This window comes from Prevotella communis, from assembly GCF_022024115.1.
In the GTDB taxonomy this organism is placed as follows: domain Bacteria; phylum Bacteroidota; class Bacteroidia; order Bacteroidales; family Bacteroidaceae; genus Prevotella; species Prevotella communis.
Genome location: NZ_CP091792.1, coordinates 3,445,659 through 3,472,518 on the forward strand (window position 1 = coordinate 3,445,659; position 26,860 = coordinate 3,472,518).

General features: G+C 49.3%; 19 protein-coding genes. 9 read left to right on the forward strand and 10 right to left on the reverse strand.

Features of this window, described 5'->3' with window-relative positions; translation table 11 throughout:
- Positions 1-8: 8 nt before the first annotated feature.
- The 4 genes from L6468_RS14160 to L6468_RS14175 all read right to left on the reverse strand — a co-directional run bounded on the left by L6468_RS14160 (position 9) and on the right by L6468_RS14175 (position 6,852).
- Positions 9-2,087 carry a S46 family peptidase gene (locus tag L6468_RS14160; protein ID WP_237793698.1) on the reverse strand — a complete coding sequence of 693 codons (2,079 nt, stop codon included), beginning with the start codon at positions 2,085-2,087 and terminating at the stop codon, positions 9-11.
- Between the two features lie 14 nt (positions 2,088-2,101).
- Positions 2,102-3,556: a lipopolysaccharide biosynthesis protein gene (locus L6468_RS14165; protein ID WP_237793699.1), complete on the reverse strand. Its 1,455-nt coding sequence runs from the start codon at positions 3,554-3,556 to the stop codon at positions 2,102-2,104.
- Between the two features lie 6 nt (positions 3,557-3,562).
- On the reverse strand, positions 3,563-4,795 hold the full coding sequence (locus L6468_RS14170) for a nucleoside recognition domain-containing protein (protein WP_237793700.1): 1,233 nt from the start codon (positions 4,793-4,795) through the stop codon (positions 3,563-3,565).
- Positions 4,796-4,905: 110 nt separating this feature from the next.
- Complete coding sequence (locus L6468_RS14175) at positions 4,906-6,852, reverse strand: hypothetical protein (protein ID WP_237793701.1); 1,947 nt, start codon at positions 6,850-6,852, stop codon at positions 4,906-4,908.
- A 186-nt stretch (positions 6,853-7,038) separates the two neighbouring features.
- On the opposite strand from L6468_RS14175, the gene L6468_RS14180 reads away from it, so the two are divergent.
- The gene (locus L6468_RS14180; protein ID WP_237793702.1) at positions 7,039-8,313 is read left to right on the forward strand and encodes an LruC domain-containing protein; all 1,275 of its coding nucleotides are present in this window, start codon (positions 7,039-7,041) and stop codon (positions 8,311-8,313) included.
- Between the two features lie 59 nt (positions 8,314-8,372).
- Here L6468_RS14180 and L6468_RS14185 read toward each other — a convergent pair whose 3' ends face one another.
- Positions 8,373-10,571, reverse strand: a complete 2,199-nt coding sequence (locus L6468_RS14185) for a DUF4842 domain-containing protein (RefSeq protein WP_237793703.1) — start codon at positions 10,569-10,571, stop codon at positions 8,373-8,375.
- Positions 10,572-10,744: 173 nt separating this feature from the next.
- Here L6468_RS14185 and L6468_RS14190 point away from each other — a divergent pair, with 173 nt between their 5' ends.
- The 4 genes from L6468_RS14190 to dprA are packed head-to-tail and all read left to right on the forward strand — an operon-like array spanning position 10,745 to position 16,077.
- Complete coding sequence (locus L6468_RS14190) at positions 10,745-13,237, forward strand: alpha-L-arabinofuranosidase C-terminal domain-containing protein (RefSeq protein WP_237793704.1); 2,493 nt, start codon at positions 10,745-10,747, stop codon at positions 13,235-13,237.
- Positions 13,238-13,256: 19 nt separating this feature from the next.
- Entirely contained in the window at positions 13,257-14,552 is a 1,296-nt protein-coding gene (locus L6468_RS14195; RefSeq protein ID WP_237793705.1) for a DUF2851 family protein, read from the forward strand.
- On the forward strand, positions 14,549-14,953 hold the full coding sequence (locus L6468_RS14200) for an acyl-CoA thioesterase (RefSeq protein WP_091813267.1): 405 nt from the start codon (positions 14,549-14,551) through the stop codon (positions 14,951-14,953). The genes L6468_RS14195 and L6468_RS14200 overlap by 4 nt, the downstream gene beginning before the upstream one ends.
- Positions 14,950-16,077: a DNA-processing protein DprA gene (dprA, locus tag L6468_RS14205; RefSeq protein WP_091853207.1), complete on the forward strand. Its 1,128-nt coding sequence runs from the start codon at positions 14,950-14,952 to the stop codon at positions 16,075-16,077. The genes L6468_RS14200 and dprA overlap by 4 nt, the downstream gene beginning before the upstream one ends.
- A gap of 31 nt (positions 16,078-16,108) precedes the next feature.
- Here dprA and L6468_RS14210 read toward each other — a convergent pair whose 3' ends face one another.
- From L6468_RS14210 to L6468_RS14220, 3 genes are read right to left on the reverse strand one after another with little or no spacing between them, the layout of a single operon-like run.
- A complete protein-coding gene (locus L6468_RS14210) occupies positions 16,109-16,999 on the reverse strand; it encodes a cation diffusion facilitator family transporter (protein ID WP_237793706.1) in 891 nt (296 codons plus the stop codon).
- A 13-nt stretch (positions 17,000-17,012) separates the two neighbouring features.
- Positions 17,013-17,876 (reverse strand): AraC family transcriptional regulator, encoded by an 864-nt coding sequence (locus L6468_RS14215; protein ID WP_237793707.1) that lies wholly within the window; start codon positions 17,874-17,876, stop codon positions 17,013-17,015.
- Between the two features lie 3 nt (positions 17,877-17,879).
- On the reverse strand, positions 17,880-18,260 hold the full coding sequence (locus L6468_RS14220; protein ID WP_237796686.1) for an L-rhamnose mutarotase: 381 nt from the start codon (positions 18,258-18,260) through the stop codon (positions 17,880-17,882).
- 108 nt (positions 18,261-18,368) lie between these two features.
- Between L6468_RS14220 and dusB the strand changes: the two genes are divergently transcribed.
- Positions 18,369-19,349, forward strand: a complete 981-nt coding sequence (dusB, locus tag L6468_RS14225) for a tRNA dihydrouridine synthase DusB (protein ID WP_091853203.1) — start codon at positions 18,369-18,371, stop codon at positions 19,347-19,349.
- 6 nt (positions 19,350-19,355) lie between these two features.
- Here the strand turns inward: dusB and L6468_RS14230 are convergent, their stop codons facing one another.
- Positions 19,356-19,685 carry a hypothetical protein gene (locus L6468_RS14230; protein WP_091813254.1) on the reverse strand — a complete coding sequence of 110 codons (330 nt, stop codon included), beginning with the start codon at positions 19,683-19,685 and terminating at the stop codon, positions 19,356-19,358.
- A gap of 26 nt (positions 19,686-19,711) precedes the next feature.
- Positions 19,712-22,354, reverse strand: coding sequence for an endo-1,4-beta-xylanase (locus tag L6468_RS14235; protein ID WP_237793708.1), 2,643 nt, complete (start codon positions 22,352-22,354; stop codon positions 19,712-19,714).
- A 175-nt stretch (positions 22,355-22,529) separates the two neighbouring features.
- Here L6468_RS14235 and L6468_RS14240 point away from each other — a divergent pair, with 175 nt between their 5' ends.
- Genes L6468_RS14240 through L6468_RS14250 form a run of 3 tightly spaced genes read left to right on the forward strand, consistent with a single transcriptional unit; the run spans position 22,530 to position 26,859 of the window.
- Complete coding sequence (locus L6468_RS14240; RefSeq protein ID WP_237793709.1) at positions 22,530-24,032, forward strand: endonuclease; 1,503 nt, start codon at positions 22,530-22,532, stop codon at positions 24,030-24,032.
- A gap of 7 nt (positions 24,033-24,039) precedes the next feature.
- Positions 24,040-25,683, forward strand: a complete 1,644-nt coding sequence (locus L6468_RS14245; protein WP_237793710.1) for an endonuclease — start codon at positions 24,040-24,042, stop codon at positions 25,681-25,683.
- Positions 25,684-26,859, forward strand: coding sequence for a THUMP-like domain-containing protein (locus tag L6468_RS14250; protein ID WP_237793711.1), 1,176 nt, complete (start codon positions 25,684-25,686; stop codon positions 26,857-26,859).
- Position 26,860 lies beyond the last annotated feature (1 nt).

The window sequence follows — 26,860 nt, forward strand, 5'->3', positions numbered from 1 at the left end:
AGAAAACGTTATTTCTGGTTCATCTCTTTCAGCAGTCGGTCGGCATGACCCCACTTGTCCATCATAAAGAGGACATAGCGGATATCCACACCGATGCAACGGGCCAACTGGCTATCGAAGAAGATATCGCTGGAGAGGCTGTCCCAGTTGCCATCGAAAGCCAGACCGATAAGGCGGTTCTTGGCATCAAACATGGGCGAACCTGAGTTACCACCCGTGATATCATTGGTGGTGAGGAAGCAAAGCGGCATATTACCAGCACCTTCCAACAGGGAAATCATCTCGGGCTGTACCTTATAATCCTCGATGGCGTCACCTGTTTTCATCTTCTTCACCATGCTGGGAGCATAAGTCTGGAAGCCAGAAGGCTGCCCGCCAAGGTTATACTCCTTCACCTGTCCATAAGACAGACGCATGGTGAAATTAGCGTCACTATAGTGGGGCAGGTCCTCCTCCATACGCAGTTTAGCAGCACAGAGATAGCGCTCCTGCTCATCAATAGAGTCGTTGATAGCCTGAATCTCCACACGCAGCGCCTGCATCACCTCGGTGATGTCAAGACCAAAGCTGACACCAGGATCCTTCATAAAGGACTTCTTATTAGGATAAAGACGTGCCTTTTTCTTCATCAACTTTGACTTGGTATAGAGGTAATCGGCATATTTCTGACAATCGCCACCAAAGTCCTTGTCGATAGTCTTGAAGAACTCAGGCAGGAATCGCTGGTCATTCAACTTAGCACGATAGTTCTTCAGCAAGGTACCCAGCGTCTCGCTGTCGGTAGCAGCATCAAAGGTCTCACTATTATCCTTGATGGTGATGGTCTGACGCTTGCCTGTGCCCTTAGGACTGGCACCGTTGTGCACGAAGAGGGCGCGGGTTGACAACTCATCCGTGCGACGGAAAGTCTCGCCCCACAACATCAAGGCCTCCATCACCTCCATACGTTTTTTATACAGACGCTCCATCTTGGCGAAATCCAATTTTCCTGCCAGATAACCACTCTCGCGGAGCCACTGCTGAAGCTGTGCCTCGAACTGCTGTTTCTGCTGAATCAGTCCAATGGAATCAATACATTTGTTCATACCGATGGAGTTCTTCCAGTAGTTGGACGACTGGGCATACTTAGAATCATACTTGATACGCACAGCCTCAGAAGCATCCATGTGGCGTTTCATCACCTCCTGCTTCACACCACGCACCTGGGCACGGACAGCATTCTGGACATAGCGCTCCTGAATGCCATAGCTCGAGAGGTAACGGCTGGTGCTGCCAGGATAACCCATGGTCATAGAGAACGAACCCTCCTGATAGCCCTCGTTGGAGATGCGTGCCCAGTGTTCAGGATGATAAGGCACGTTATCCTTGGAGTAGTCTGCAGGCCCGTTGGTCTTGGGGTCGGCATAGATGCGGAACACAGAGAAGTCGCAGGTCTGACGGGGCCACATCCAGTTATCGGTCTCGCCGCCAAACTTACCCATAGACTTAGGAATGGTGAACACCAGGCGCAGGTCGGTGAAGTCGCGATAGGTGGTAGCGAAATAGCGGTTACCCTCGTAGAAAGGCAATATTTCCAGACGTAACGTAGAGTCGTTGGCTTTCACCTCCTTAGACATCACATTCTCGATGGAGTCGAGGAAAACGGTCTTGTGCTCCTTTGTCATCTTATCAAAGCCATGCGCCATCAGGGTATCGGTGATATCCTTCTGCTCCACCATGAAACTCACGAACATATCCTTATTAGGCAACTCCTCCTCATAGCTCTTGGCATAAAAACCATTCAGCATATAGTCATGCTCTACAGTAGAATGAGAGCGGATAGCCTCGAAGCCACAGTGGTGATTAGTGAACACCAGTCCATCGGGTGATACAACGACACCAGAGCAATAGCCAGAGAAATTGACAACGGCATGCATGATGGCATCGTCGGCCTGATAAAGTTTTTCGTAAGGCAGACTATAACCATAGCCCTTCATCTGCTCATAGACAGCATGGGGCAGGTTGTAAAGCGTCCACATGCCCTCATCGGCATGAGCGGGAATCAGAGTAGTTACGAGTGTAACTAGTGATACTAGAATCTTTTTCATGTTGAACTGTTTTTTTATTTTGTTTTCCTGAATTTCTTACCAATAACGGGGAGACTGCTCAAAGGCAGGTCACACTTGATGATGTTGCCAATAAATGCAAGGATAAGCAAGGTGCAGACTGTAAGCGAAGCCCATTCTGACAGATTATCCTGCGCCCAATACATGACACAGAAAGCCGCGAAGGTCTTAATGACATAGAATACGATATCCTTCATAGGATAAGGAATAGGATTCTTGATCTGACCCACGATATAGCTGAGCACCATCGCCGTGCCATAGCCGGCCACACCTCCCCAGGCGCAGGCCCAGTAGCCATACTTGGGGATGAAGATGATATTGACGGCAAAGAGCACCAGACAGCCCACCAGAGAGAACCAGGCACCATAGATGGTCTTGTCAATCAACTTATACCAGAACGACAGGTTGAAATAGACTCCCATCATAATCTCGGCGGCCATTACGATAGGCACCACACCCAGTCCCTCGCGATACTCCTCGCCAATGATATGCTGCAGGATAGGCATCCAGCCCACCACACAGAGGAAGGCCAGCAGGGTGAATATCAAGAAGTATTTCATGGCCGAGGCATAGTATTCCGTCTTGTCGGCATCCTTGCTCTTGGCAAAGACAATAGGTTCGTAGGCATAGCGGAAGGCCTGCGTGATCATCGCCATAATCATAGCTATCTTCACACACGAGCCATAGATACCCAGTTGCACGTTGGCCTCAGCCTCATCAGGATAGACCAAGGGGAAGATAATCTTGTCGGCCACCTGATTGAGAATGCCCGCAATACCCAGAACAAGGATAGGCCAGGAATAGGCCAGCATCTGCTTGAGCAGTTTGCCGTCGAACTGCCACTTGATGCTGAACAGTCCTGGGATGAAGAAGAAGGTGATGAATCCTGTACACAGCAGGTTGATGAAGAAGACATAGAATACTGATGTCTTACCCAACCATACGAAATAGAGGACGTTAAGACCAATGTTGAGTACGATAAACAGCATCTTCAGCGACGCGAAGCGGATAGGACGCTTCTGGAATCGCAGGTAGCTGAAAGGGATAGCCTGCAGGGCATCGAGTGCCACCACCACCGCCATCATCAGCAGATAGTCGGGATGCTCGGCATAGCCCAGGCTGTTGCTGATAGGTGTGATAAAGCCGAAGATGAGCAGCAGGAACACCAGCGTCAGCGACCCAACCACAGCCATCGCCATCGAGAATACCGTGTCGGGCTTATGGCGCTCATCGTTGGCAAAGCGAAACAACGTGGTTTCCATGCCAAAGGTGAGAAGCACCAGGATGAGTGCCGTATAGGCATAGATATTCGTGCTCACACCATAGTCGCCCGATGCCTTGGGCATGTAGTGTGTGTAGAGCGGCACCAGCAGATAGTTCAGGAATCTGCCAACAATACTGGAAAGACCATAGATGGCCGTGTCTTTTACAAGTGATTTAAGATTTGCCATTTCTTTTTATGCAAAGAATAGATAGGATATAAATATCGCAGCAATGATACCTGCCAGGTCGGCCAGCAAGCCGCAGGCCACAGCATGACGGGTATAGCGGATGCCCACACTGCCGAAATAGACAGCCAGGATATAGAAGGTGGTATCTGTAGAACCCTGGAAGATACACGACAGGCGTCCCACGAACGAGTCGGCACCATAGGTGGTCATCGCATCAACCATCATACCACGGGCACCACTGCCAGAGAGGGGTTTCATCATTGCTGTAGGCAGGGCTGCCACGAAATCGCTGTCGATGCCACAGGCCTCAACCAGAGAACCGATGCCCTGAATCACATAGTCCATAGCACCAGAGGCCCGGAACACGCCGATGCCCACGAGGATAGCCACCAGGTAGGGGATGATACGGATGGCAGTAGTGAAACCATCTTTCGCTCCCTCGATAAAGGCATCATAGACATTCACCTTCTTGAAGACGCCAGCCAGGATAAAGGCCATGATGATCATCATCAGGAGGATATTGGCCACGGTGGTGCTGACGATATTCATCGTCTCGCCATCCAAACGGCTGAAGCCCCAGATAACAGCAGACACCAGCACACAGGCACCACCCAGGGTCAGGATGATGGTACGGTTGAACAGGTTGATATGCTGGTAGATAGAGGTGATCAGCACACCCATGATGGTAGAGAAGAAGGTGGCCAGCAGGATGGGGATAAACACATCCGTGGGCTGGGCAGCACCCATCTGGGCACGATACACAAGGATAGAGACTGGTATCAGCGTCAGTCCGCTGGTGTTGAGCACCAGGAACATAATCATGGGATTCGAGGCGGTGTCCTTCTTAGGATTGATCTCCTGCAACTGTTCCATCGCCTTGAGGCCCAATGGTGTGGCTGCATTGTCAAGTCCCAGCATATTGGCGGCGATATTCATGAAGATACTACCTGTCACGGGATGACCCTTGGGCACGTCAGGAAACAGACGCACGAACAGAGGCGACAGCAGTCGGGCCAGCACATTGACCACACCACCCTTCTCGCCAATCTTCATCACGCCCAGCCAGAGCGACAGTACGCCCGTCAGGCCTAAGGAGATCTCAAACGCCGTCTTCGATGAGGAAAACGTAGAATCCATCATAGCGGGGAAGACCTCGAAGTCGCCCCAGAAAATCAGTCGCACCAATGCCACGATGAATGCGATGACGAAAAACGCTATCCAAATATAATTCAGTACCATACAGCTTGCAAAGTTACGAATAAATATTGAATTTCAACCAATTCTTTAACAAAAAAGAAGAGCAACCGCTTTCACGGTCGCCCTCCTTGTGTATTCTATGGTAAAATTTATTAGTACCAAATCACTTCTCTGTTCTGGACCCAGTCCCTGAACAAAGGATATCTGCTTTCGATTGCCTCGTACTCATCGCACCATACGAAGGTGGGCTTCACAGCAATCTTGGCAGCAGGAACACCCTGATGAGCCTCCAGGGGACACCACTCGTCGCCCTTCAGCACCAGTATCTCAATATCACGGCCACGCTTTGAACTGTCGATACCTGTAATCTCGAAAGATACAGGGGCATAAGCAGACTTATTACCAGCAAAGGTATTCACCATCGTGCTGGTGCTAACACCAAACATATCGTGAACCTCTACGCCAGCAACTGTCAGGGGCAGCGTACCACCAGCAGCCTGCAGCGTCACAAGGGCAGTAGTGCTTGAGGTGAAGGTCACATCAAATACCACATCGTTGAAGTCGAAATCGGTCGATTCTGAAGCACTCAGGTCCTCTGCGATGATACGTACATCAGGTGTCAGCTCTGGTGTGCCACCAGATTCTCCACCTTCACCTTCACCTTCGCTGCCACTGCCGGCGAAACCAGCACAGCAACGTGAGGGCTGAATCGTGATAGCAGGCTTGCCATCCTCGAAACCAGGCGCGAAAATCTTGGCATTACCCTTGAAGTCGATATAAGGATACTGACCGGAATAGCCATTACCAAAGTGGTTCTCGGTATAGACATAGAGGTTATTACCATAGGTCACCTCATAGCCCTGGTTATCGGCACCTTTCTTGATCTCCTTGGCATCCAGCACAGCATAGCCGCCAGTCTCAGGACCATAGAAACCATAGTCGGCCTTGGTGGCGTTCAGTGTACAGGTGCCAGTAACCTTGAACACAGAGTTGGCGCCCATATAGACATAGAAGGGACCGCCGTTGAATGCGCTCCAGCCAGTAGAGTAGCTCTTAGACCAGTTGCCACCGCCATTGAAGTTCTTGGTGACAACACCTGAACCAGCGTCCATCTTGAAGTTACCATTGCCAGGGTTATCACCCAGATTGATATTGAAGTCCTCGTCCACAGTAAGGCGACAGTTATTAATCACCTCATCGCTGGCAGCGTTATAGATAAAGTTGCCCGTGTGATAGTGACCATTGTTCACCCATGTATTGTCGTTACTATTCACGAAGGTAGTACCTGTGATACGCACAGAATCGTTGTTCTCTATCTTACCACTGCCAGCAGTGTTCAGGTCGGCAGCCAGGATGATACCGTCGTTCACCACAACAGAGAGATCGTTTTCCACAGAAATCTTCGTAGCCACAGTCACCTTACCCACATTATAGAGCAGACTATTACTGTTGGTTGACAACTTATTAGCCTCGATAGTACCGTGGTTATAGATATGCAAGCCGTTATTCAGCTTCAACTCACCAGGTGTCACAATCTTGGAGCCGGCAGCCATATAAATCATGGTATTTTGCTGCAAGTTAGCAGCATTGTTGGCATTCAATGTCAGGGTAGCACCTTCCAGCAAATAGAGCTCAGAGTTACCATCGAAATAGAATGACCTGTCAGAGAAGTCGCAGTTGCCCTTAATATAAAGCACGCCACCAGAGCGGTCCTGCCAATTACCCTCGGCAGTACCAGCGCCCCAGATATTCAGGTCGCCTTGCCAAGTCTCGTCAATATAGTTATTGGCACGACCCACATTCTGGGTCAGTTTCTGGACACCATCAGGCACGGCTGCCAGGAACTTAGTGGCAGCAGCATCAGAGGGGAAATTATAAGAGGGCTGTATTGTGCGTGTCATACGTGCACCAGCTGTCTCGTCTGAGCCAAAGCCCCAGTCCTGATCGGCAGCAGGCACGCCGAATGTCTTCACAAAACTTGTGCGATAAGCTATCTCCGCCTGACTCAGGTTATTACCTTCAAAGTCATGCGAACAACTGACAAGACCTGTTACTATCGCAGTAACGGCTGTTCCAAATAAAATAAATTTCTTTATCATACAAATAATTTACGTAAATATCATTTCCATAGAAATAGTTGGTGCAAAGATAGTCAAAAAAGCTATGCATTTGATTATAAATGCGTTAAAAAGTACAAAATACGCATAGATTATCGATAAAAATCACCTCTCATACCTCGAAAACGATTGTTTTTTTGTAATTTCGCCCACAAATTAAATAAAGTCATGAGAAAGAGTAGAAAGTATTTATTGGGACTTTTGTTGACAGGCGGATTATTCTCACTATCATCCTGCCGACACATGGAGATGAGCAACGACCAATGGCGGGAGATTATCCAGAATATCTATCCTGTTGACTCTATCGACAGTCAGCATACATGGAATCTGCTGCAAGACAAGGCGTTAACCGTTCGTGTGAAGATTGCTGACCCTAATATCACCACCGTCCAGGTATTGAACGGCAATCCCTATATCACAGAAGGTGTGGAGATACTGGCTGAGCGTCCTTGCACAACAGGTCATTATGTGAGTCCCACATTTAAAGTGCCCAACGTAGCCCCCACCCTTTACGCAGCAGCTATCAACAGCGAAGGCAGATATTATGTGGTGCCTGTTGACGGGGCTAACGATGTGACCATCGGTGGTAGCAGGGTTATCAACGATGGTACGCTCTATCAGCCTACTTATCAGACGTTTACATACCTCTTTGAGGAAGACTACCCCTTCCCTGGCGACTTTGACTTCAATGATGTGGTGATGCGCATCTCGCAACATGCAGCCAACGACAGCACCCTGAAACTCACGGTAACACTGGCCGCTGTAGGTGCCACCAAACAGGTTGGTGCTGCTATCCGCCTGCCCAACATCAATTTCGACTATGTGAAGAGTGTGACCATTGACGAGGGGACACGCTTTGATGAGAACTATGGCATCAACCGCTATTTTATATCCAATGATGAGATCTACAGTCGCGGACGTGACGGCTCGGCTGTCATCAACCTGTTTGACGATGCCCATTGGTGTATGAATGCCAAGGAGGAAATGGGACAGGTGGTACGTATGTACTACAACACCCGCAAATACGAGGCGGAAAACGAGAGTGCCATCGTGCCTGCGGTGTCGCGCACCTATACCATTAATATGAAGTCAAATGTCAATGCCTACTACCAGTCGTTGGCTCTTATCGATCCCTTTATCATCGTATCCAACAATGGTCTTTGTGTGGAGGTGCATACCTATAGGTATAAATACGACGAGGCCATCTGGCACTATACCAATGGTTCTGCCGGCATGGACGACCGTGTGCCCTGGGCTCTGCTGATACCCGATGCCACGTTCCATTATCCTGTAGAGGGTATCACGATGGGTATGTATCGCGATGGACAGATATCAGGAGCCTACAGCCGGTACAACCACTCCTTTGGTCAGTGGGGGCGCAACCGTTCAGCCTCCAAAGACTGGTGGCTCTACGAGAATGCCACTAAGGCACAGGTATATTAAACAAGAAAAAAGTGGTCTTCCCCAGACAGGAAAGACCACTTTTATTTATGTCTTATTAGTTAGTTCGCGGGTGTGTAGATATACTCTTCTACAGGATTGCCATTGCTGGTCTCGTACCACTTCTTAATATTATCGTCTGTGGTTGAAGCATCCTTGGCAAACTCGATGAAGTTAGGATAAGCATCCTTGATACACTGGAACTCACGCGGCCAGCGCCAGTTGCCAGGAACCACGATGCCATGAGGATCCTCACCCTGCTTAGCCACATGGACATCACCTGAAGGCGACTTAATCCAGAAGTCGGCTGTCTCAAACGAGAAATTAGCGGGTTTGCGAATCGTCTCCGTAATAGGATCAACCTTGATACCATCATTCACCGTATTGATGAACTTACCTGCTGCCTGACCAAACACCTGATGAACCTCCTTGCCACTACCGGCAAACAGGACCATATCATCCAGATAGACGGTAAGGTTATTGGCAGCACCAGTACAACAGAGCGTGATATCCAGACGTGTGGGGTCCTCAGCATTCTCACTGACCTTAATCACCACATCATTCATATCGTAGTCGCCAAGGGGCGTATCCTCGAAGGCGTATGTCCATACGGCAGGTTCGCCAGGAATAACCTGTGCAGGCACCTCACTTGTATCATGATAACCATTACCTGTACAGTCACCACGGGGAATAGTGAAGGTAGAATTGTCTTCGTTTGTCCACTTCGATATCTTATTCACCATACCACGCATATAGTAATAGTTGTAGAAGTTCTGGTCAATCTTAGTGCCATCATGCATATAGAAATTGGCAGAGTTCCAGTCCATGTACAGATTATCGGCTGTCTGCAGGTCTGTGTCGTTGTTAGCATAAACGCTACCAACCTTCACCACAGCAAACTTATTATAGGCTGTAGGTCCATAGAGAGTGGCACCATTGGCCTTGATAGAACCAGCTGTAATCAGACTAAGATGATGCAGTTCGTTACGGAAACCGCCCCACAAACCATTGCCGGTGATGTAGAGCTGACCACCCACATCCAGTCTGCTGTTCTTCAGCATAGTGAGTCCACCCACGCCAGCGTTTCCAGTAAACTTCATATAACAGCCATTCACAATATTCTGGTTGTAGGCATCAGCCTCCATCGCATTCGTACGGGCTGTGATATGTCCAAAGTTGGTAAAGTAGGTGCCCTGAGAGGTACCCTTCAGCACATCCACATTGATAGTATTATTGTTATAGAAATGTGATCCATTGAGATTGAGCGTACCCTGATAGTCTATCGTTCCGGCATTATAGCACCATCCACCATTGTTCACGTTGAAAACGGCATTATTGATACCTGTAATCTTACCACCAGGGCAAACGACGAATCGACCTGTTCCACTGAAATGGTTTTCCGCAGCGTCAAGGATAATCTCACCGCCATCGGCCACCACCAGCGTGATGTCATTCAGGCTATTTGAACCCACCAAATGTACCTTACCCTCGATATAGAGCACCAAGCCATTATAAGTATTGGAATAGCCGTTCGTACTGAACGACTGTCTCAATTCCACATTTGCAGGCACACGATAGTGCTGCAAATCACCATACTCGGTTCTTACACCTCCAGGATAAGTGGGATTCTGCAGACTGCGTCCTTCAAATTTGCTACCAACGATATCATCGTCAATAACGGTGTAGTTCTTCATCTGCGCAATGCTTATCTGCTGTACAGTCTTCCATGACTCTACACCTGTAGGATTCAGATAGTCGTTCAGTGTCTTGGCATAAGGAGCAGCATCGGCATCATTCTCAGCAGCACGGTTAGAGCGTGACTCGCTGGCAGCAGTACCGAAATTCATTGTCAGCACGCTATCCTCACGATAGGCGCTCTGCACAAGACGACGGTACTTACTGTCGAACACGGCAGCATAGAAGACACTGTCTGCTGAGGGAACATCAAGTTTCAGCGTGGCTGTATCACCCTCCTTGACCACGGTCTTGGCATAATAGAACACATCATCCTCAAACAACGGGTTCTTATCGTAAATCACCAAGGTGTACTCCTGATCAAGTCCCAGGTTCACCGACACATTGGCTGTGATAGCCGTTGATGCGTTCCAGTTCTGATTGGGATCAATCTCTATGCCAAGTTTCTCAGCAACGTTTTTCTGAACTTGTTCTTTGGAGGGCTGCGAATACTCCATATCATGTGAACAACCCACGAAAAGAGCCATTGCCAATGCAGCCATGCTATATCTCAGAATTCTTTCCATATCTCTTAATTTAACAATCACACGTGTACATTAGATTAAAGAAATCGGTGCAAAGGTATGCATTTTTTTCTATACGTAGGATCACGTATATGTTAAACTTGCTTAAATGCCCCCTTTAGTCTGATTAGGATTGATTACCTTTGCATTCCATAACGACTAAAACGACAAAACGTATGAAATTCAGGAGTATGCTACTGTTTGTAGCAATTTCGCTGGCTGCAACAAGCCTCAACGCCCAGAAAAAAGTATTCTTCTACTCACCTAATCCCAATGGTGGTCTGCGCATGGCCGTGCTCGAGAATGACACTTGGGACGACCTTGGTCGACTGTGTTCTTCGGATTATGGCACATGGGGTGCTGAGAAGAAGATGTACCATCCCTCGCTTTGTCGTGCTAACGACGGCTCTTGGCGTCTGGTGTTCCAGCTCAACGATATCGCTCCACTCTTCGGCGCCTCATATAGTCGTGACCTCGTAACATGGCGCCCACAGGACTACCCCCGCGTGAACAGTCAGAAGTGCAAGAACCCTGTTGTTGTAGCTGAAGGTGATGCTTTCAAGGTGTATTACCAGACAGCCAATGGTGACACGCGTCGCATCAGCGCAGATGCAGATTTCCGCCATTTCATCGGCGATGAAGCCGTTAAGGCAGATGTCAGACTATGGCATCGCGATACCGTTAGTATTAAGGGAGAACAGCAGACAGGTCAGATTTTTACGATGACTGATGCTGAAGTGCAACGTGTACGTGACGACTTCCGTCTGCAAGGAGAGAAATGGGCACCTACCAATGAGAGAATGCACGACGATGCGCAAAAATTATCGATTCCATCGGTGATAAATACCACCCTGACCGTTTCTCCCAATCAGGAAAAAAACATCAGCGACAAACTCATTGGCATCTTCTTCGAGGATATCAGTTATGCGGCTGATGGCGGCCTCTATGCCGAACTCATACAGAACCGTGACTTCGAATATACCTCAAAGGACCATCGCGGATGGAATGCCTCTACCGCATGGCACTCTAACAAACCTATCGAGATTAGCAGCGAGCATCCCCTGCATCCCAACAATCCCCACTATGTCATCATGGCGATGGATACGCTTTGGAACGAGGGATGGGATGGTATCGTCGTTGAAAAGGGCAAAAAATACGACTTTTCCATGTTTGTCTTTGCTGGAGGTCAGAAGCAGGACTTCCTCATTCAGCTGGTTGGTCAGAAAGGTCAGGTGCTGGCTCAGAGCAAGTTAAAGACCCGTGCCTCCGACTGGCAACAGTTCTCTACGGTACTCAAGGCTAAAGCCAGCGACGAGAAGGGCCGTCTGGTCATCATCCCCCAAAAGGTGGCCCGTGTAGGTGTCGATATGGTGTCGCTTTTCCCACAGGAGACCTTTATGGGCCGTAAGAACGGCTTGCGAAAGGACCTCGCCCAGGTTATTGCCGACCTGCATCCTAAGTTCGTGCGTTTCCCTGGTGGCTGTATGAGTCATGGTCAGGGTCTGGAGAACATCTACCATTGGAATCATACGGTGGGGCCACTCCAGAGTCGTAAGCCCGACTTCAACATCTGGAACTACCATCAGACACGTGGGTTGGGATTCTTCGAGTATTTCCAGTTCTGCGAGGATATCGGTGCCGAACCACTTCCTGTGTTGGCAGCAGGCGTTCCCTGTCAGAACTCAGCTAATAACGCAGAGGGTATCGGTGGACAACAGGGAGGTATTCCAATGGCAGATATGCCTGCCTATGTGGAGGAAATCTGCAATCTGATTGAGTGGGCCAACGGCGACCCAGCCACCAACGAATGGGCTAAGATGCGTGCCGATGCCGGTCATCCGAAGCCATTCAACCTGAAATACCTGGGTCTGGGCAACGAGGACATCATCTCTACGGTCTTCGAGGAGCGCTATGAGATGATTTGTAAGGCTGTGCGTGAGCGTTATCCAGATATCAAGATATGTGGCACAGTAGGTCCTTTCCACAGTCCTTCAGCTGATTATACCGAGGGTTGGGATTTCACCAAGAAGCACCCCGACCTGCAATATATGGTTGACGAGCACTATTACGAAAGCACGGGATGGTTTATGCACAACCGCGATTACTATGATAGTTACGACCGCTCGGCGGCGAAAGTCTATCTGGGCGAGTGGGCAGCCTCAACCCATGTGAAGCGTCCTAATGTGGAGACAGCATTGGCAGAAGCCCTCTACCTCACGGATATTGAGCGCAATGGCGACGTGGTGGAGATGACGTCGTATGCTCCCATGCTCAGCAAGGACGGTCATTCCAACTGGAACCCCGACATGATTTATTTCTCTAACACGCATATCCGCACCACACCTGCCTACGAGATACAGCGCCTCTTCAGCGTTTATGGTGGCGACAGGTATATAAAATCGCAGTTCTCAAATCTCGATTCTCAATTAGCCCATCGCATTGGTGCCAGCGTGGTGCGCGACTCCAAGACCGGCAAGCGTTATCTCAAACTGGTCAATGCCCTCCCCTCTACCCTGAAGATTCATGTTGAGGGCATCAACCTGCCTGCCACGGTGAAGTGTCAGCAGTTCACTGGTGCTATTGACGACCAGAAAGCTAAAACGACAGAGATTGAGACCAACGAGCCCACGACGTTGCCCCCGTACTCCTTGCGCGTCATAGAGCTATAAGGGTTATCCGTTTATCACTATGGAACGACTACTTCATTACGTCTGGAAACATAAGATGCTGCCTCTCGGTGATTTAGAGACCACCGACGGACGCGTCGTCGAGATACTGGATCCTGGATTGCTGAATCGCAATTCAGGGCCAGACTTCTTTAATGCCAAGGTAAAAATCAGTGGCACGCTATGGGTAGGTAACATAGAAATACATCTCAGTTCAAGCGACTGGTATCGTCATGGACACGATCGCGATGTACGTTATAATAATGTGATACTCCATGTGGTGGCCAATGCCGATATGGATGTGAAGACACAAGACGGCAACTATCTGCCACAGATGGTGTTGCAGATTCCAGACACATTGAAAGAGAACTACAACGAACTGCTCCATAACGACCAGTATCCACCTTGCTACAAAGTCATCCCGGACCTCACACGACTGCAAGTGCACTCGTGGCTGGCAGCCCTGCAAACGGAACGACTGGAACAGAAGACAGAGGCCATATTCAAACGTGTGGAGCAATGTAATGGTTCATGGGAAGACGGCTATTTCGTCACCCTGGCACGCAACTATGGCTTCGGCATCAATGGAGATGCCTTTGAGATGTGGGCAAAAAACGTACCCCTGCATGCTGTTGACAAACATCGTGATGACTTGTTTCAGATAGAGGCAATCTTCATGGGACAGGCCGGACTGCTGCAACTGGAAAGCATCCCTGAGCGCTATCAGATAGCAGCACTTAACGAGGGCTACTTCACCAAACTGCGCAACGAATACCTCTACCTGGCTCATAAATTCTCGCTGACGCCAATGGACTTTGCGCCCTGGCACTTCCTTCGTCTGCGTCCGCAGAACTTTCCCTATATCCGCATCGCCCAACTGGCCAACCTCTACTATGAGCGCAAGGCCGGACTGAGTGCATTGTTGGAATGTGAGACCATAGAACAGTTGCGCCAGTTGCTGCAAACGCATGTGACGCCCTATTGGGAGACGCACTATATGTTTGGTGCCGAGGGACCACGAAGTACGAAGAAAACATCCATCACGTCGTCAAACCTGATGATTATCAACACCGCCATCCCCATGCTCTTTGCCGTGGGCAGGCATCGTCAGAGAGAGGATTTGTGCGATCGCGCCTTCGACTTGCTGGAACAGCTCAAGGCAGAAGAGAATCATATCATACGTATGTGGAAGGAATGCGGACTGGAGGTGCAGACAGCAGGCGACAGTCAGGCACTTATCCAACTGAAGAAGGAATACTGTGACCGCAGGGACTGTCTGCGCTGCAGAATAGGTTATGAATATCTTATAAGAAAATGAAATATATCTTTGAAACGCGCATGGAAGTGCGCGACTATGAATGCGACATTGAAGGCATTGTAAATAATGCGCAGTATGTACATTATTGTGAGCATACACGTCACCTGTTCCTAAAGGAGTGCGGTCTCTCGTTTGCTGAGATGCACGAAAAGGGTGTGGATGCCGTGGTGGCACGCATGCAACTGCAATACAAGGTGCCCCTGCGTCCTGATGACGAGTTTATCTCACGCCTGAACCTCACGAAGGAAGGCATCAAATACGTGTTTCATCAGGATATCTATCGTGCCAGCGACGAACAGCTCTGTTTCCGCGGAAAGATTGAATTGGTATGTCTCATCAATGGTCGTCTGGGCAATAGTGCCGAGTATGACGCAGCTTTTGAGAAGTATATCCAGGCATGAACGAACAGGAAGTCTACTATACCATTGCCTTAACCCGTATGACGGGTTTCAACTTCCAGACTGCCCTGCACCTCTACAGAGAGGTGGGAGGCGGACAGGCCGTTTATGAGCATCGCCTTGATATCAAGGACGTGATGCCCGAGTGCAGCGACCGACTGTCAGAGAGTCTGAAAGACTGGACCCTCCCGTTGGCACGTGCCGCCCAGGAGATGGAGTTTATTACCAAACATGGTATCAAACCGCTATTACTGGAGACGGAGGATTATCCTCAACGCCTTGGCGAATGTCCTGATGCCCCTATCCTCTTATATTATATGGGCTCGGCCCCACTGAACCAGCGACGCGTCATCAATATCATTGGCACCCGACATTGTACTGCCTATGGACAAGACCTGATACGCCGTTTCGTCAGAGACCTGAAACGACTCTGTCCTGAGGTGCTCATCGTTAGCGGATTGGCCTACGGCGTAGATATCTGTGCCCATCGCCAGGCCCTGGAAAATGGTTACGAGACCGTAGGTGTACTGGCCCACGGACTCGACGAGATATACCCAAGTGCTCATCGGGAAACGGCAAAACAGATGTTGAGACAAGGCGGATTGCTCACAGAGTATATGACAGAGACCCGTTCCGATAAGCTCAACTTCGTAAAGCGTAACCGCATCGTGGCAGGCATGAGCGACGCCACCATCCTGGTGGAGAGTGCCTCTAAAGGCGGTGGTCTCATCACCACAGGCATCGCGATGGATTATGACCGATCAGTATTTGCTTTCCCTGGACCAGTAGGTGCACCCTATAGCGAGGGGTGCAACAACCTTATCCGTGATAATGGGGCCTCGTTGATTACCTGTGCAGAGGATTTTGTCAAAGCCATGGGGTGGCAGAATGACGCCCAGCTGAAACAGGCGCAAGCCAAGGGCATTGAGCGCAGCATCTTCCCAGAACTAAGCGAAGAAGAACAGAAAATCGCCAGAATTCTCGATGAATTCGGCGATTTCCAACTCAACCAGTTATCTGTCAAGACGAATATACCTATCGGTCAACTTACTGCCCTCCTCTTCCAAATGGAGATGAAAGGCGTGATACGTCCGTTGGCTGGTGGCACCTATCATCTGCTGAAGTGATAGCCGTGCCATCTGGAGAATCCGTATCTAGCTATGCCCTCTTCACAGGCTCCATGTGAATGGTGACGTGCGTCTGTGCACCAAACCGTTCCTTCAGCCTGTGTTCAATGGCTGTTGTCTTCTGATGCGCCTCACTCAGCAACATATTACCATCCAGGCGGATATGCGTATCAATGGCAATACGGTTACCAATGCGACGGGTACGCAGATGATGCGGCTCACTCACACCTGGTTCCGACTCGATGATTCTCACTATCTCCTCCTCAGTATCCGCTGGTAACGAGCATTCTGTTAGCTCGCCGATGTTGATCTTCAGCAAGTCATACGCCACCTTCACCAACATCAGACCCACCACAACAGAAGCCAAGGGGTCGAGCACCGTCCAACGGTTACCAAGCCAGATGGCACCACCAATACCGATGGCAGCACCTATCGACGAGAGCGAATCACTCCTGTGGTGCCACGCATTGGCTATCATCACCTGCGAATCCAGTTGTCTGCCTTTCACAGCCGTATATTGATACAGTACCTCCTTCACAGCAATAGAAAGCAGTGCTGCCCATAATGCCAACATACCAGGCGCTTCCAAATCTGCGCCGCTGAGCCAATCCATCAGTTTTCCTCCTCCTGACACAATGATGCCACCAGCAGCACCTAATAATGCCAAGGCCACGAAGAAAGAAGCCAGCGTCTCAAACTTCCCATGACCGTAGTCGTGCGACTCATCCTGCGGTTTGGCACTAATGCCCACAAAGATAATCACGATAACATCTGTGATGAAGTCGGACAGCGAGTGCACGGCATCAGCTATCATCGCCGCACTGTTTCCCTGTATGCCGGCAATAAACTTAAACACCACGAGCAGCAGATTACCAATGCTGCCCACCAGCGTCACTTTATAGATCTCTCCCTCTCTTGTCATTTCCCTGATACTGCTATGCCCGCAACTGTCTGCGGTATTCCTGCGGTGTGATGCCCGTCACCTTACGAAACATACGGATAAAATAACTATGGTCATTGAATCCCAGTTCATAGGCCACCTCCTTTACAGGAATATCGGTGGTATAAAGCAACAGTTGGGCACGCTCCACTTTTTTATTATTGATATACTGCACAGGCGAGGTGCCAAACTCCTTTTTAAAGAGTCGGATAAGATACGGCTTTGTGACGCACGCCACATCTGACAAGTCCTCTATATCAATCGCCTCGCAGATATGAGAATGAATATACTCCTGCACCCGTTTCATACGTTCATCCATGGTCCATACATGGGGTACCGCCGCACGCAGAAAACGTGAGAAGAGCATCAGGATACTGCCACGCAATTCCATCTTCTGCCATAAGGGTATATCGCGATACCGTCTCACATAGTCTGTAAACTGCGCCGCATTATCATACGTCTGCGGATTACTCGAGGGCAGCTGTGCCTGCGGATGCTGTTCACACATACGTTGCAAAAGCAGTTCGTCATCATGGCTACCAGGCACCTCAATAGGAAAATCATACTGCTCCATCAGGTTCATCTCACTTTTGAATCCCTCATACACATGGAGGTAATAATGTACGAACAGACCCTTGCACTCATACGAATGCAAGGTATAGGCTGGTACAATATAAAGATAACCTGGCCGCAACCTCACAACCTGCTTAGGCAGATGTATTTGTGCCTCACCTTCCTTCACATAGTAGATACGCGTGAAGGGCGAACTGACATGCTTCCAGTTCCAGTCGCCATCATGGTGGGCCAGCCCCACATTCAGCATCTGAAAATTAAATGACTCTATGGGTAAATGCATCATTTCTTAGTCTTCATAAAGTTGAAAAATACGCTCTGCCGGTTGCCATTTCTCATCGCTACGAGCATCGGCACTACAGCCCTGGAAACGCGCCACGAAGGACTCCCACTCAGCCTGTCTGGGCAAGGTTGCCAACTTGCTCATCGCCTCCTGCCAGTTGAAATCTACAGGCGTATCAACAATCATAACCAACTGATTATGAATCATATAAATCTCCATCTCAAGAATACCGACAGCACGGATACCTTCCCGTATCTCCTGCCAGTGATGCGCCTCTGAGTGCCAATAGCGGTACTGTGCCATCAATTCCGGATCATCCGAAATCTCCAAAAACTGCACATAGCGTTTCAACTTGCCGTTAGATAATTTTTGAATATAGCCTTCCACTTTTGGATTAGTTATTGTTTCTGACGATGCAAAGGTAACATATTTTTTTATTAAAAGCAAGAAATAAATTTGCATTTTCATTCGGTATGCATTACCTTTGCAAACAGAATGAAGATAGGTAACTTAGAATTTGGCCCCCAACCGGTGTTCCTGGCACCGATGGAGGACGTTACAGATATTGGGTTCCGACTGCTTTGTAAGCGGTTCGGAGCCTCAATGGTATATACAGAATTTGTATCGGCCGAGGCGTTGATACGCGACGTGAAATCCACCCAGCAAAAACTGACCATCAGCGACGAGGAGCGCCCCGTGGGCATTCAAATCTACGGACGCGACGTGGATGCGATGGTAGAGGCAGCAAAGATAGTGGAACAGGCAGGTCCCGACCTCATCGACCTGAACTTTGGCTGTCCTGTAAAGAAGGTAGCTGGCAAGGGTGCCGGTGCTGGCATGTTGCAGAATATCCCCAAATTGCTGGAAATTACGCGAAAGGTGGTGGATGCCGTGAAACTGCCCGTCACCGTGAAGACCCGACTGGGTTGGAATCAGGACCAACTGATTATCACCGAACTGGCTGAGCAACTGCAGGACTGTGGTATCCAGGCTCTCACTATCCACGGTCGCACCCGTGCCCAGATGTACACAGGCGAGGCCGACTGGACCCTGATTGGTGAGGTGAAGCGCAATCCCCGCATCCATATCCCCATCATCGGCAATGGCGACATCACCTCACCCGAAGAGGCCAAGCAGGCTTTCGAGCGTTATGGTGTCGATGCTATCATGGTGGGTCGTGCCACCTTTGGCCGCCCCTGGATTTTCAAGGAGATACGCGACTATCTGGATCATAACATAGTGGACGAGAGTTTCGGCTTCAACGAGAAACTGGACGTGCTGGAAGAGCAGTTGCGCATCAACGTGGAACGTATCGATGAGACCCGTGGCATCCTGCACACCCGTCGCCACCTTGCAGCCACCCCCATCTTCAAGGCCATCCCCAACTTCCGTCAGACACGCATCGCCATGCTGCGTGCTGCCAAGATGGACGAACTAACGGGCATCCTTGAGGACACCCGCAAGCTATTAGGATAAAAAGGGTTATTTATATCGGTAATGCTTCCTGGTTTTCAGATAGCTGAGATCTGACTGATGGGCATAGGCCTCTTCCTCAAAACGGATATGGAAGTAGGCCTTGTTGGCATCGCGATATTTAAGGTAAAGTACCAGCCACTCTATGCCATACCAGATAAAAAAGGGAACGTAGAGCAACTCCTTTTGTTGGGCGGCATGGATGGACTCATGGTTGGTCTCTACGGCATTTAAAGGTCTGATGGACAAGATAAAGCCAAACAAGCAGATTGCATAATAGTCCTTTTTCAGAGGTAACCTCTTGAAAACGAATACCCGTTTGGTTTTTATCTTGTCCATCAGATTATATCATCCGTGCAGGTGTCTTATCGCTTCAGAACCTTACGGCCGTTGCGGATAACGAAGCCCTTATAGCCCTCAGACACCTTCTGACCCCTCAGGTTATAGATAGGTGCCGACTGAGCATCGGCCTCAATATCATGAATGCCCGTACTCTGTTTCAGGGTGAAGATTAGCTTATCAATGTTGCACTGCTTACCCTTGATGGTGATGCGTAACACATGTTCACCTGCAGACAGGGTGGTAGAAATATCCTGTGTCACTGATTTATACGTGCCCCAATCGTTGTTGGCCGTCTGCGGCACATTGATGGTGGCAAGTAGCGTCTTTGAGCTGCCCAAGACACGCTGGATAATGAATTTTGAGCCTGTCACGCCAGAAGAGACAACAGCCTCGCAGGTATATTTACCAGTCTCTTTCACATTGACGGTATATTCCATCCACTCATCAGCCTCTGTATAACCGATAGCCTTACCGTTGTTACCCTTTACCACATCCACACCATCATTGGTACGGAAGTTGGCATCACCTTCGTTGGCCGTGCTGGTATCGTGATAAGAATAGCCCTCGCCACCAACATCAAAGTTCTCGGCCTGCAATGTACCAGGGATAGAGATAGCGCTGGCATAAGGCTCGCGCTTAGGATTGACGGTGAGCACCTGAGCCGTTGAAGTCTTCGACTTACCATCAGCATCGATAGCAATAGCCGTGATTTGCTGTTTACCATAGACTGTAGGCACATACTCCAACGTATAGGGAGCCTCGGTCAGCGTGCCGATAAGAAGGCCGTTGGCATAGACATTCACCTGGGCAATGGTGCTGGTCTTCGAGGAAGCAGTGACCTTGATAGTGGTTTTCTCACCCACCTGCACAGTAGTAGGTGTGCGCGTCACGGTGCAGGTCATTGTCTTGTCCTCTGCATAAGGAGTGATGCTGATATTACGGATATAAAAGCCAGCCTTGTCGGTATTCAGGCAAAGCGTGTGGCGACCAGCAGTAAGCTCTTTTCTGAACACGCCGTGCAACTGCTGGAAGTTATCGGTAGCACCCGTAGCAGGCACCTCAATAATACTGGTGTAGAAGGTGAGGTCATCGAGTCCATACTCAGAGATATGGAAGGCGCCACCCGTCTTGACAGCAGCCACCTCGGCATCAAACTGATAGATGCCCGTCTCTTTCACGTCAACGGTATATTCCATCCATCCGTCGGTCTTTGTGGCTGAGTTTGAGGCACGTGTGCTATAATTGAACGGCGCATTACTATAGGTGACGCCAGAAGCACCCTTGTCGAACTCAGCAGCATTGATGACACCAGGCAGGGAAACTGGTTCGCCATGATAAGGCTCACGCTTGATGGTAGAAGACTGTACGGTGATACGTGAGGTGCGCTCATAGGTCTTTTCATCATTTGTATAGACCACTGCCTTCAGTGTGCGCGTACCTGCTGTCTTGCCAGTATATTCAGCAATATAAGGTTCCTCGGTCATCTTAGCGATGAGCGTAGTACCATCGTAGAGCTTCACAGAGTCGATGGCGATATCGGCCTTCTCGGCCTTAGCATCGTCAGTAATGATGGTGCGCACCTTGATAGACTGCGTGTCACCCTTGGCCATCTTGAAGTCCTTGGCTTTGATATACACGCCCACACGTTTCTTCATGCCAGGGAAAGGACTCTTGGCATTCTTGGCTTTGTCGCTGGCCATATATTCCTTCAGCCAGGTCATGGCAGGACGCTCCACACCATTTTTATAAAGACCAGAGTTACCGTCTGTTGTCCAGGTGGCACCATAGACATAGCCCCACAGGGTGATACCGGCGCAGTAAGGCTTCTCCCACATATAAGGAATCTGCTCCTTATAACGCTGCAGCTGGAGGTTATCGTCAGCAGTACCAATATCATACTCCGTGCTATACATCGGCATCTTCAGGGCATTCTGAATCTTGGTCTCTGAAGACTTGAAATTTTCTACTTTACAGTCGGTCAGATCATGACTCTGACAACCATAGGCATCGATAGGCGCACCACCATCACGTATGGCCTGTACCAGTGTGATATACTGGTCGGTGTTCCATTGGAAAGTATTGAAGTCGTTGTAAATCAGAATAGAGTTAGGGAAACGTTCTCCCGCCATCTCGAAAGCCTTGATCAGCCAGTCGTAGCCTGTCTTACCGCCGCCACCCAGCGACTCCTTCATCAGGGGGTTGCCTGCCTGGTGGCCATCGATAGCCTCGTTGACCACATCTATCATGGGCAGATGGTTGTACTTCTTCTTAACCTGATTAAACCAGTTTTCAATAGCAATGAAACGTTCGGTGACAGACAAGTTGCTGTTAAACCAACGGTCGGGATACTGTGCTCCCCATACCAGCGCATGGAACTTGTAAGTGAAGTTATGACTCTTGGCATAATTGAACGCATTGTCGCACCCCCAGTTGTAGGAGTTGCGTGTACCCTCCACAGAGCCCCACTTAGATTCATTCTCAGGGGTCACCTGATTCCAGAGTTTATAATAAACAGGAACCCCACCTCCGGCATCCATCTGATAGCGGGTGGTAATATTACCTAAGAATTTGTCAGGATTAGAGGACAGCTGTGCTTTCAGCGCCAGGGGCGAAAGACTGAGAGCTGTCATTGCCAGACAAGAAATGGTTTGGTTTAATTTAAGCATTACAATAGTTTTTTTATAGTTTTAATATCGATTTTGCGTGCAAAGGTAGGACTTTTTTTCAAATAATGTTTTTGTTTATGTTTCAAAAGCCTTGTAATATTTTAGTTTTTTACATATTTGTTTCTCCATGTGAGATAAATTGATTAAATTTGCATCGTCTTCAAAATCCATACGTATGAAAAAAAATTTTTTTGCATTAGCACTCATTATGACGATTGTTGGCGTGGCCTATGCACAGGCACCTGCCAATACGGGCTATTACTACTATCAAGCCAACGGAAAGAAAGGTGCTGAACTGAAGACGGCGCTCTACCAGATTTTGAAGAATCCGGATGTGGTACACTACGACTCCTTGTGGAACGCATATAAGATTTCCGATGCACGACCCATGGGCGACAGCCTCATCATCTGGGATATGTATTCTGATATCTCGCGCTATAGGATTGACTTCCCCACACATAAAAACTCCATCGAGGGCGTCAGTGGATTCCAGCGCGAGCACTCCATGCCCAAGAGCTGGTTTAACCCCACGGAGAGAAACAGTAGCGGACTGACCTATGCGGACGTGAAACCGATGTATTCGGATATCGTGCACGTAATACCTACAGACGGCACGGTGAACAATAAGCGTTCGAATAATGCCTATGGCGAGATTACAGACTCGGCAAAGGTGGACTGGCAGTCGGCTAATGGCTTTAGTAAGCAAAGCAAGAAAGGAGGATGCGGCACTCCAGGATGGAAAGAATACATGGGTGCAAACGCCTCGAAGACACGAGTGTTTGAGCCCAACAATGAGTATAAGGGCGACCTGGCACGTATCTATTTCTATATGGTCACCTGCTATGAGCCAGTGGCTGGCACTTGGACCAGTGACATGTTTGACGCTGAGAGCGAAGACGGCTACCAGCCTTTTGCGCAGTGGGCTTTTGACATGCTGATGCGATGGGCTAAGGAAGACCCCGTGAGCCAGAAAGAGATAGACCGCAACGAAGCCATCTATCAGTTGCAGGGCAACCGCAACCCCTTTGTTGACTATCCCGGACTAGAGGATTATATCTGGGGCAGCAAGAAAGAAGTGGCATTCAACTACGGTGGCGATACGCCCAACGAAGGAGAACCGGCTACCAACTGTGAGATTATCCTGAATGAGAAAACTTTCGGCGTGGATTGGACCGGCAATAAGAACATGCGCAATTACTATACCCGCACACCGCTGGTTGCCAGTCAGAACGGCATAGATATCATCCTCTCTTATGGCATCGAGGGCAGCAAGTTGTATAGCGACTCCACACATATCCGTCTGTACAACAAGAACGTGCTGACCTTTAGGGCCCACAAAAACGAGATAACCAGTATTGAGTTCACGATTCCTGCCAAGGCCGACGACAAAGAACTGATTCCACTGACAGGACAGATGGAGGGTAACACTTGGCGAGGACAAGCCAGCGAGGTGATGTTCACATCGACCTATACCAGCAGTTGGCCGGAGGCGAATGCCAACAAGCACATTCAGATAGCCAAGGTGAAGATTACCGTTGCCTCGCCAACAGGTATCCAATCCATCAACAACCATGACACACAGCACAAAGGCACCTATACCATATCAGGCAGACGCATTAACGACAACAACCTGACAAAGGGCGTCTATATCAAGAACGGAAAAAGATTGATTTTGTAACCATATTATGAAAAAAGCAACATTTTCACTAACTCTTCTGCTGATACTATGCGTCGTCAGCATCTGGGCACAAGGGCCCAACAACTCAGGTACTTACTATCAGGCAGCCAATGGCAAAAAAGGCGAAGCCCTGAAAACAGCACTTTTTAATATTATCAAGAACCCCGATGTGGTGAGCTACAACGGACTGATTGATGCCTACCATAAGACCGACACACGTACTGACGGGAAAATACGTGACTGGTATTCGAATGCGACGAATTATACATGGAACGACCGCAACGGCAACGCCAGTGAAGGGGCTGGGTGGAACCGCGAACACTCCGTTCCACAGAGTTGGTTCAGCGAAGCAAGTCCAATGAAATCGGACATCGTACATGTGCTGCCTACCGACTGCTACGTGAATAATCGTCGCAGCAGCTATCCATTCGGTGAGGTGGGTAATGCCACTTACACCTCAAACAACGGTTACTCAAAGCTCGGCTCTTGTAAGACACCTGGTTACTCTGGCACGGTGTTTGAGCCCAACGACGAGATCAAAGGCGACATCGCCCGTATCTATTTCTATATGGTGACCTGCTACGAGGACCGTTTCACCAACTGGACAAAAGGCAGTGCCACGCAGGTCTTCTCATCAGACAAGTATCAGGGGCTAGATGCCTGGTGCATGGATATGATGATGCGCTGGTCCAAAAACGACCCTGTAGATGCTGTTGAGACGGCTCGCAACAATGCCGTACAGGAAGTGCAGGGCAACCGCAACCCGTTTGTAGATTACCCTGGACTGGAGGAGTACGTATGGGGCAGTAAGAAGGAAGAGGCGTTCAGCTATGACAACTACGACGGCACGGGCACCGTCACACCGCCCGATCCTGACCGTGTAGAGGATCCTGCGTTCTCGCCCATGGCCGGCACTTATACAAACAGTGTCAACGTGAAACTGTCGTGCAGCACAACAGGTGCCAGCATCTACTACACGCTCGACGGCACAGAGCCTTCTGTCAACAGCACGCTCTACACCACCGATGGTATTAACCTGACAGAGACCACCACCATCAAGGCTGTGGCCTATCTGGATGGTATGTACAGCACCACCACAACTGCTACGTATGTTATCGAGGCAGGTAGTGGCGATAAACCGGTAGATGGTGAGATTGCGCTGAACAACACTTTCTTTGGTGTCAACTGGACGGGGTCAAGACCCAGCAGTGGCGCAGATGTGCTGACAGGTAGCGAGAACGGTATCACTATCACATACTCTCTGGGGTCTAGTGCTAATATGTACTGCAACAGCGAACAGATTCGTATGTATGGTGGTAATGAACTGAAAGTGGAGTCTGGCAGTGGCGAGATGGTGAAACTGGAGTTTGTCACCAAGGATAGCAGTAAGGAACTATTGCTCCTGAATGGTGGTGGCGCCATCGATGGCTACACATGGACAGGACTGGCCAACAGCGTAACATTTGGTGCTGCTGCAAATCATATCAAGATGCTCTCTGTGAAGGTGACGCTGGCTATCTACGATCCCTCAGGCATTCAGGACATTAACCTGTCAACGGAAAAGAAGATTTTCGACCTGCAGGGTCGTCGTGTACAGAACCCCTCAACGGGTCTTTACATCATTAACGGCCGTAAAGTGATTTTGAAGTAAATGAACGATAAGACCCGCGATTTTATCGAGCAGAACCTCAATGCCGATATCCGTCAGCTGGCACTCAAAGGGTGTCGCGACAAGGACGTAGATCTTGACGCAGCGATCCGGCAGATTGCGGGCAGACAGACAGCCCGTCGGAAGTTGCCCTCATGGGCAGCTCTCGACGGCATTCTTTATCCGCCTCACCTGAATATGGAGCAATGCTCCAGCGAACAGACGGCGAGGTATAAAGCAAGAATATGCAGCAGTCACCCATCACCTAAGACCCTGGTGGATCTAACTGGGGGGTTCGGGGTGGATTTCGATTTTATGAGTGAGGCATTTGACGAGGCGACTTATGTGGAGAGGAATAGTGAGTTATTTGCTATATCGTCGGCCAACATGAAGATCCTGGCACCTAAAGCTAAGTGTCTTAACGAGGACGGACTGGAGGTGCTCCATCGCCTTGATCATGTCTCCATGATTTTCATGGACCCTGCACGCAGGGATCATCATGGCGCACGCACCTACGGCATCAGCGACTGCACACCCAATGTATTGGAAATCAAAGACGAACTGCTTCAGAAGGCTGATGTGGTGATGCTGAAGCTATCGCCCATGCTCGACTGGCATAAAGCTATCAGCGACCTGGGAGAACAGTATATCAAGGAAGTACACATTGTCTCTGTACAAAACGAGTGCAAGGAACTGCTTATCATCATGCAACAACAACCTGCAAAGCCCTTCACCGTCTATTGCGTCAACGACGATGCCGTATTCTCATACCATCCCTCATCCCTCATCCCTCATCCTTCATCCTTCATCCCTCATCCCTCATCCTTCCTCTACGAGCCCAATGCCTCTATCATGAAGGCTGGCTGTTTTGCTGAGATAGAACAGGCATTCGAGGTTAGCCAGTTGGCGCCCAACAGTCACCTGTTTGCCTCAGACCAGGTCATCGAAGATTTCCCTGGAAGGAAATTCCGCGTCACCGCTGTCACCTCGATGAACAAACAAGAGTTGAAACAAGCGCTGAGAGATATCCGTCAGGCCAATATCTCCGTACGTAATTTCCCCATGTCCGTTGCCGACCTCCGTAAACGCCTGAAACTAAGTGAGGGTGGCAACGACTATATCTTCGCTACCACCCTCACAGAAGGAAAAAAGGTGCTGATCATCTGTCAGCACCTCTAAG

Coding starts and splice junctions, on each gene's coding strand:
- L6468_RS14160 (WP_237793698.1), bottom strand. CDS start 2,087: ATGAAAAAGATTCTAGTATCACTAGTTACACTCGTAACTACTCTGATT.
- L6468_RS14165 (WP_237793699.1), bottom strand. CDS start 3,556: ATGGCAAATCTTAAATCACTTGTAAAAGACACGGCCATCTATGGTCTT.
- L6468_RS14170 (WP_237793700.1), bottom strand. CDS start 4,795: ATGGTACTGAATTATATTTGGATAGCGTTTTTCGTCATCGCATTCATC.
- L6468_RS14175 (WP_237793701.1), bottom strand. CDS start 6,852: ATGATAAAGAAATTTATTTTATTTGGAACAGCCGTTACTGCGATAGTA.
- L6468_RS14180 (WP_237793702.1), top strand. CDS start 7,039: ATGAGAAAGAGTAGAAAGTATTTATTGGGACTTTTGTTGACAGGCGGA.
- L6468_RS14185 (WP_237793703.1), bottom strand. CDS start 10,571: ATGGAAAGAATTCTGAGATATAGCATGGCTGCATTGGCAATGGCTCTT.
- L6468_RS14190 (WP_237793704.1), top strand. CDS start 10,745: ATGAAATTCAGGAGTATGCTACTGTTTGTAGCAATTTCGCTGGCTGCA.
- L6468_RS14195 (WP_237793705.1), top strand. CDS start 13,257: ATGGAACGACTACTTCATTACGTCTGGAAACATAAGATGCTGCCTCTC.
- L6468_RS14200 (WP_091813267.1), top strand. CDS start 14,549: ATGAAATATATCTTTGAAACGCGCATGGAAGTGCGCGACTATGAATGC.
- dprA (WP_091853207.1), top strand. CDS start 14,950: ATGAACGAACAGGAAGTCTACTATACCATTGCCTTAACCCGTATGACG.
- L6468_RS14210 (WP_237793706.1), bottom strand. CDS start 16,999: ATGACAAGAGAGGGAGAGATCTATAAAGTGACGCTGGTGGGCAGCATT.
- L6468_RS14215 (WP_237793707.1), bottom strand. CDS start 17,876: ATGATGCATTTACCCATAGAGTCATTTAATTTTCAGATGCTGAATGTG.
- dusB (WP_091853203.1), top strand. CDS start 18,369: ATGAAGATAGGTAACTTAGAATTTGGCCCCCAACCGGTGTTCCTGGCA.
- L6468_RS14230 (WP_091813254.1), bottom strand. CDS start 19,685: ATGGACAAGATAAAAACCAAACGGGTATTCGTTTTCAAGAGGTTACCT.
- L6468_RS14235 (WP_237793708.1), bottom strand. CDS start 22,354: ATGCTTAAATTAAACCAAACCATTTCTTGTCTGGCAATGACAGCTCTC.
- L6468_RS14240 (WP_237793709.1), top strand. CDS start 22,530: ATGAAAAAAAATTTTTTTGCATTAGCACTCATTATGACGATTGTTGGC.
- L6468_RS14245 (WP_237793710.1), top strand. CDS start 24,040: ATGAAAAAAGCAACATTTTCACTAACTCTTCTGCTGATACTATGCGTC.
- L6468_RS14250 (WP_237793711.1), top strand. CDS start 25,684: ATGAACGATAAGACCCGCGATTTTATCGAGCAGAACCTCAATGCCGAT.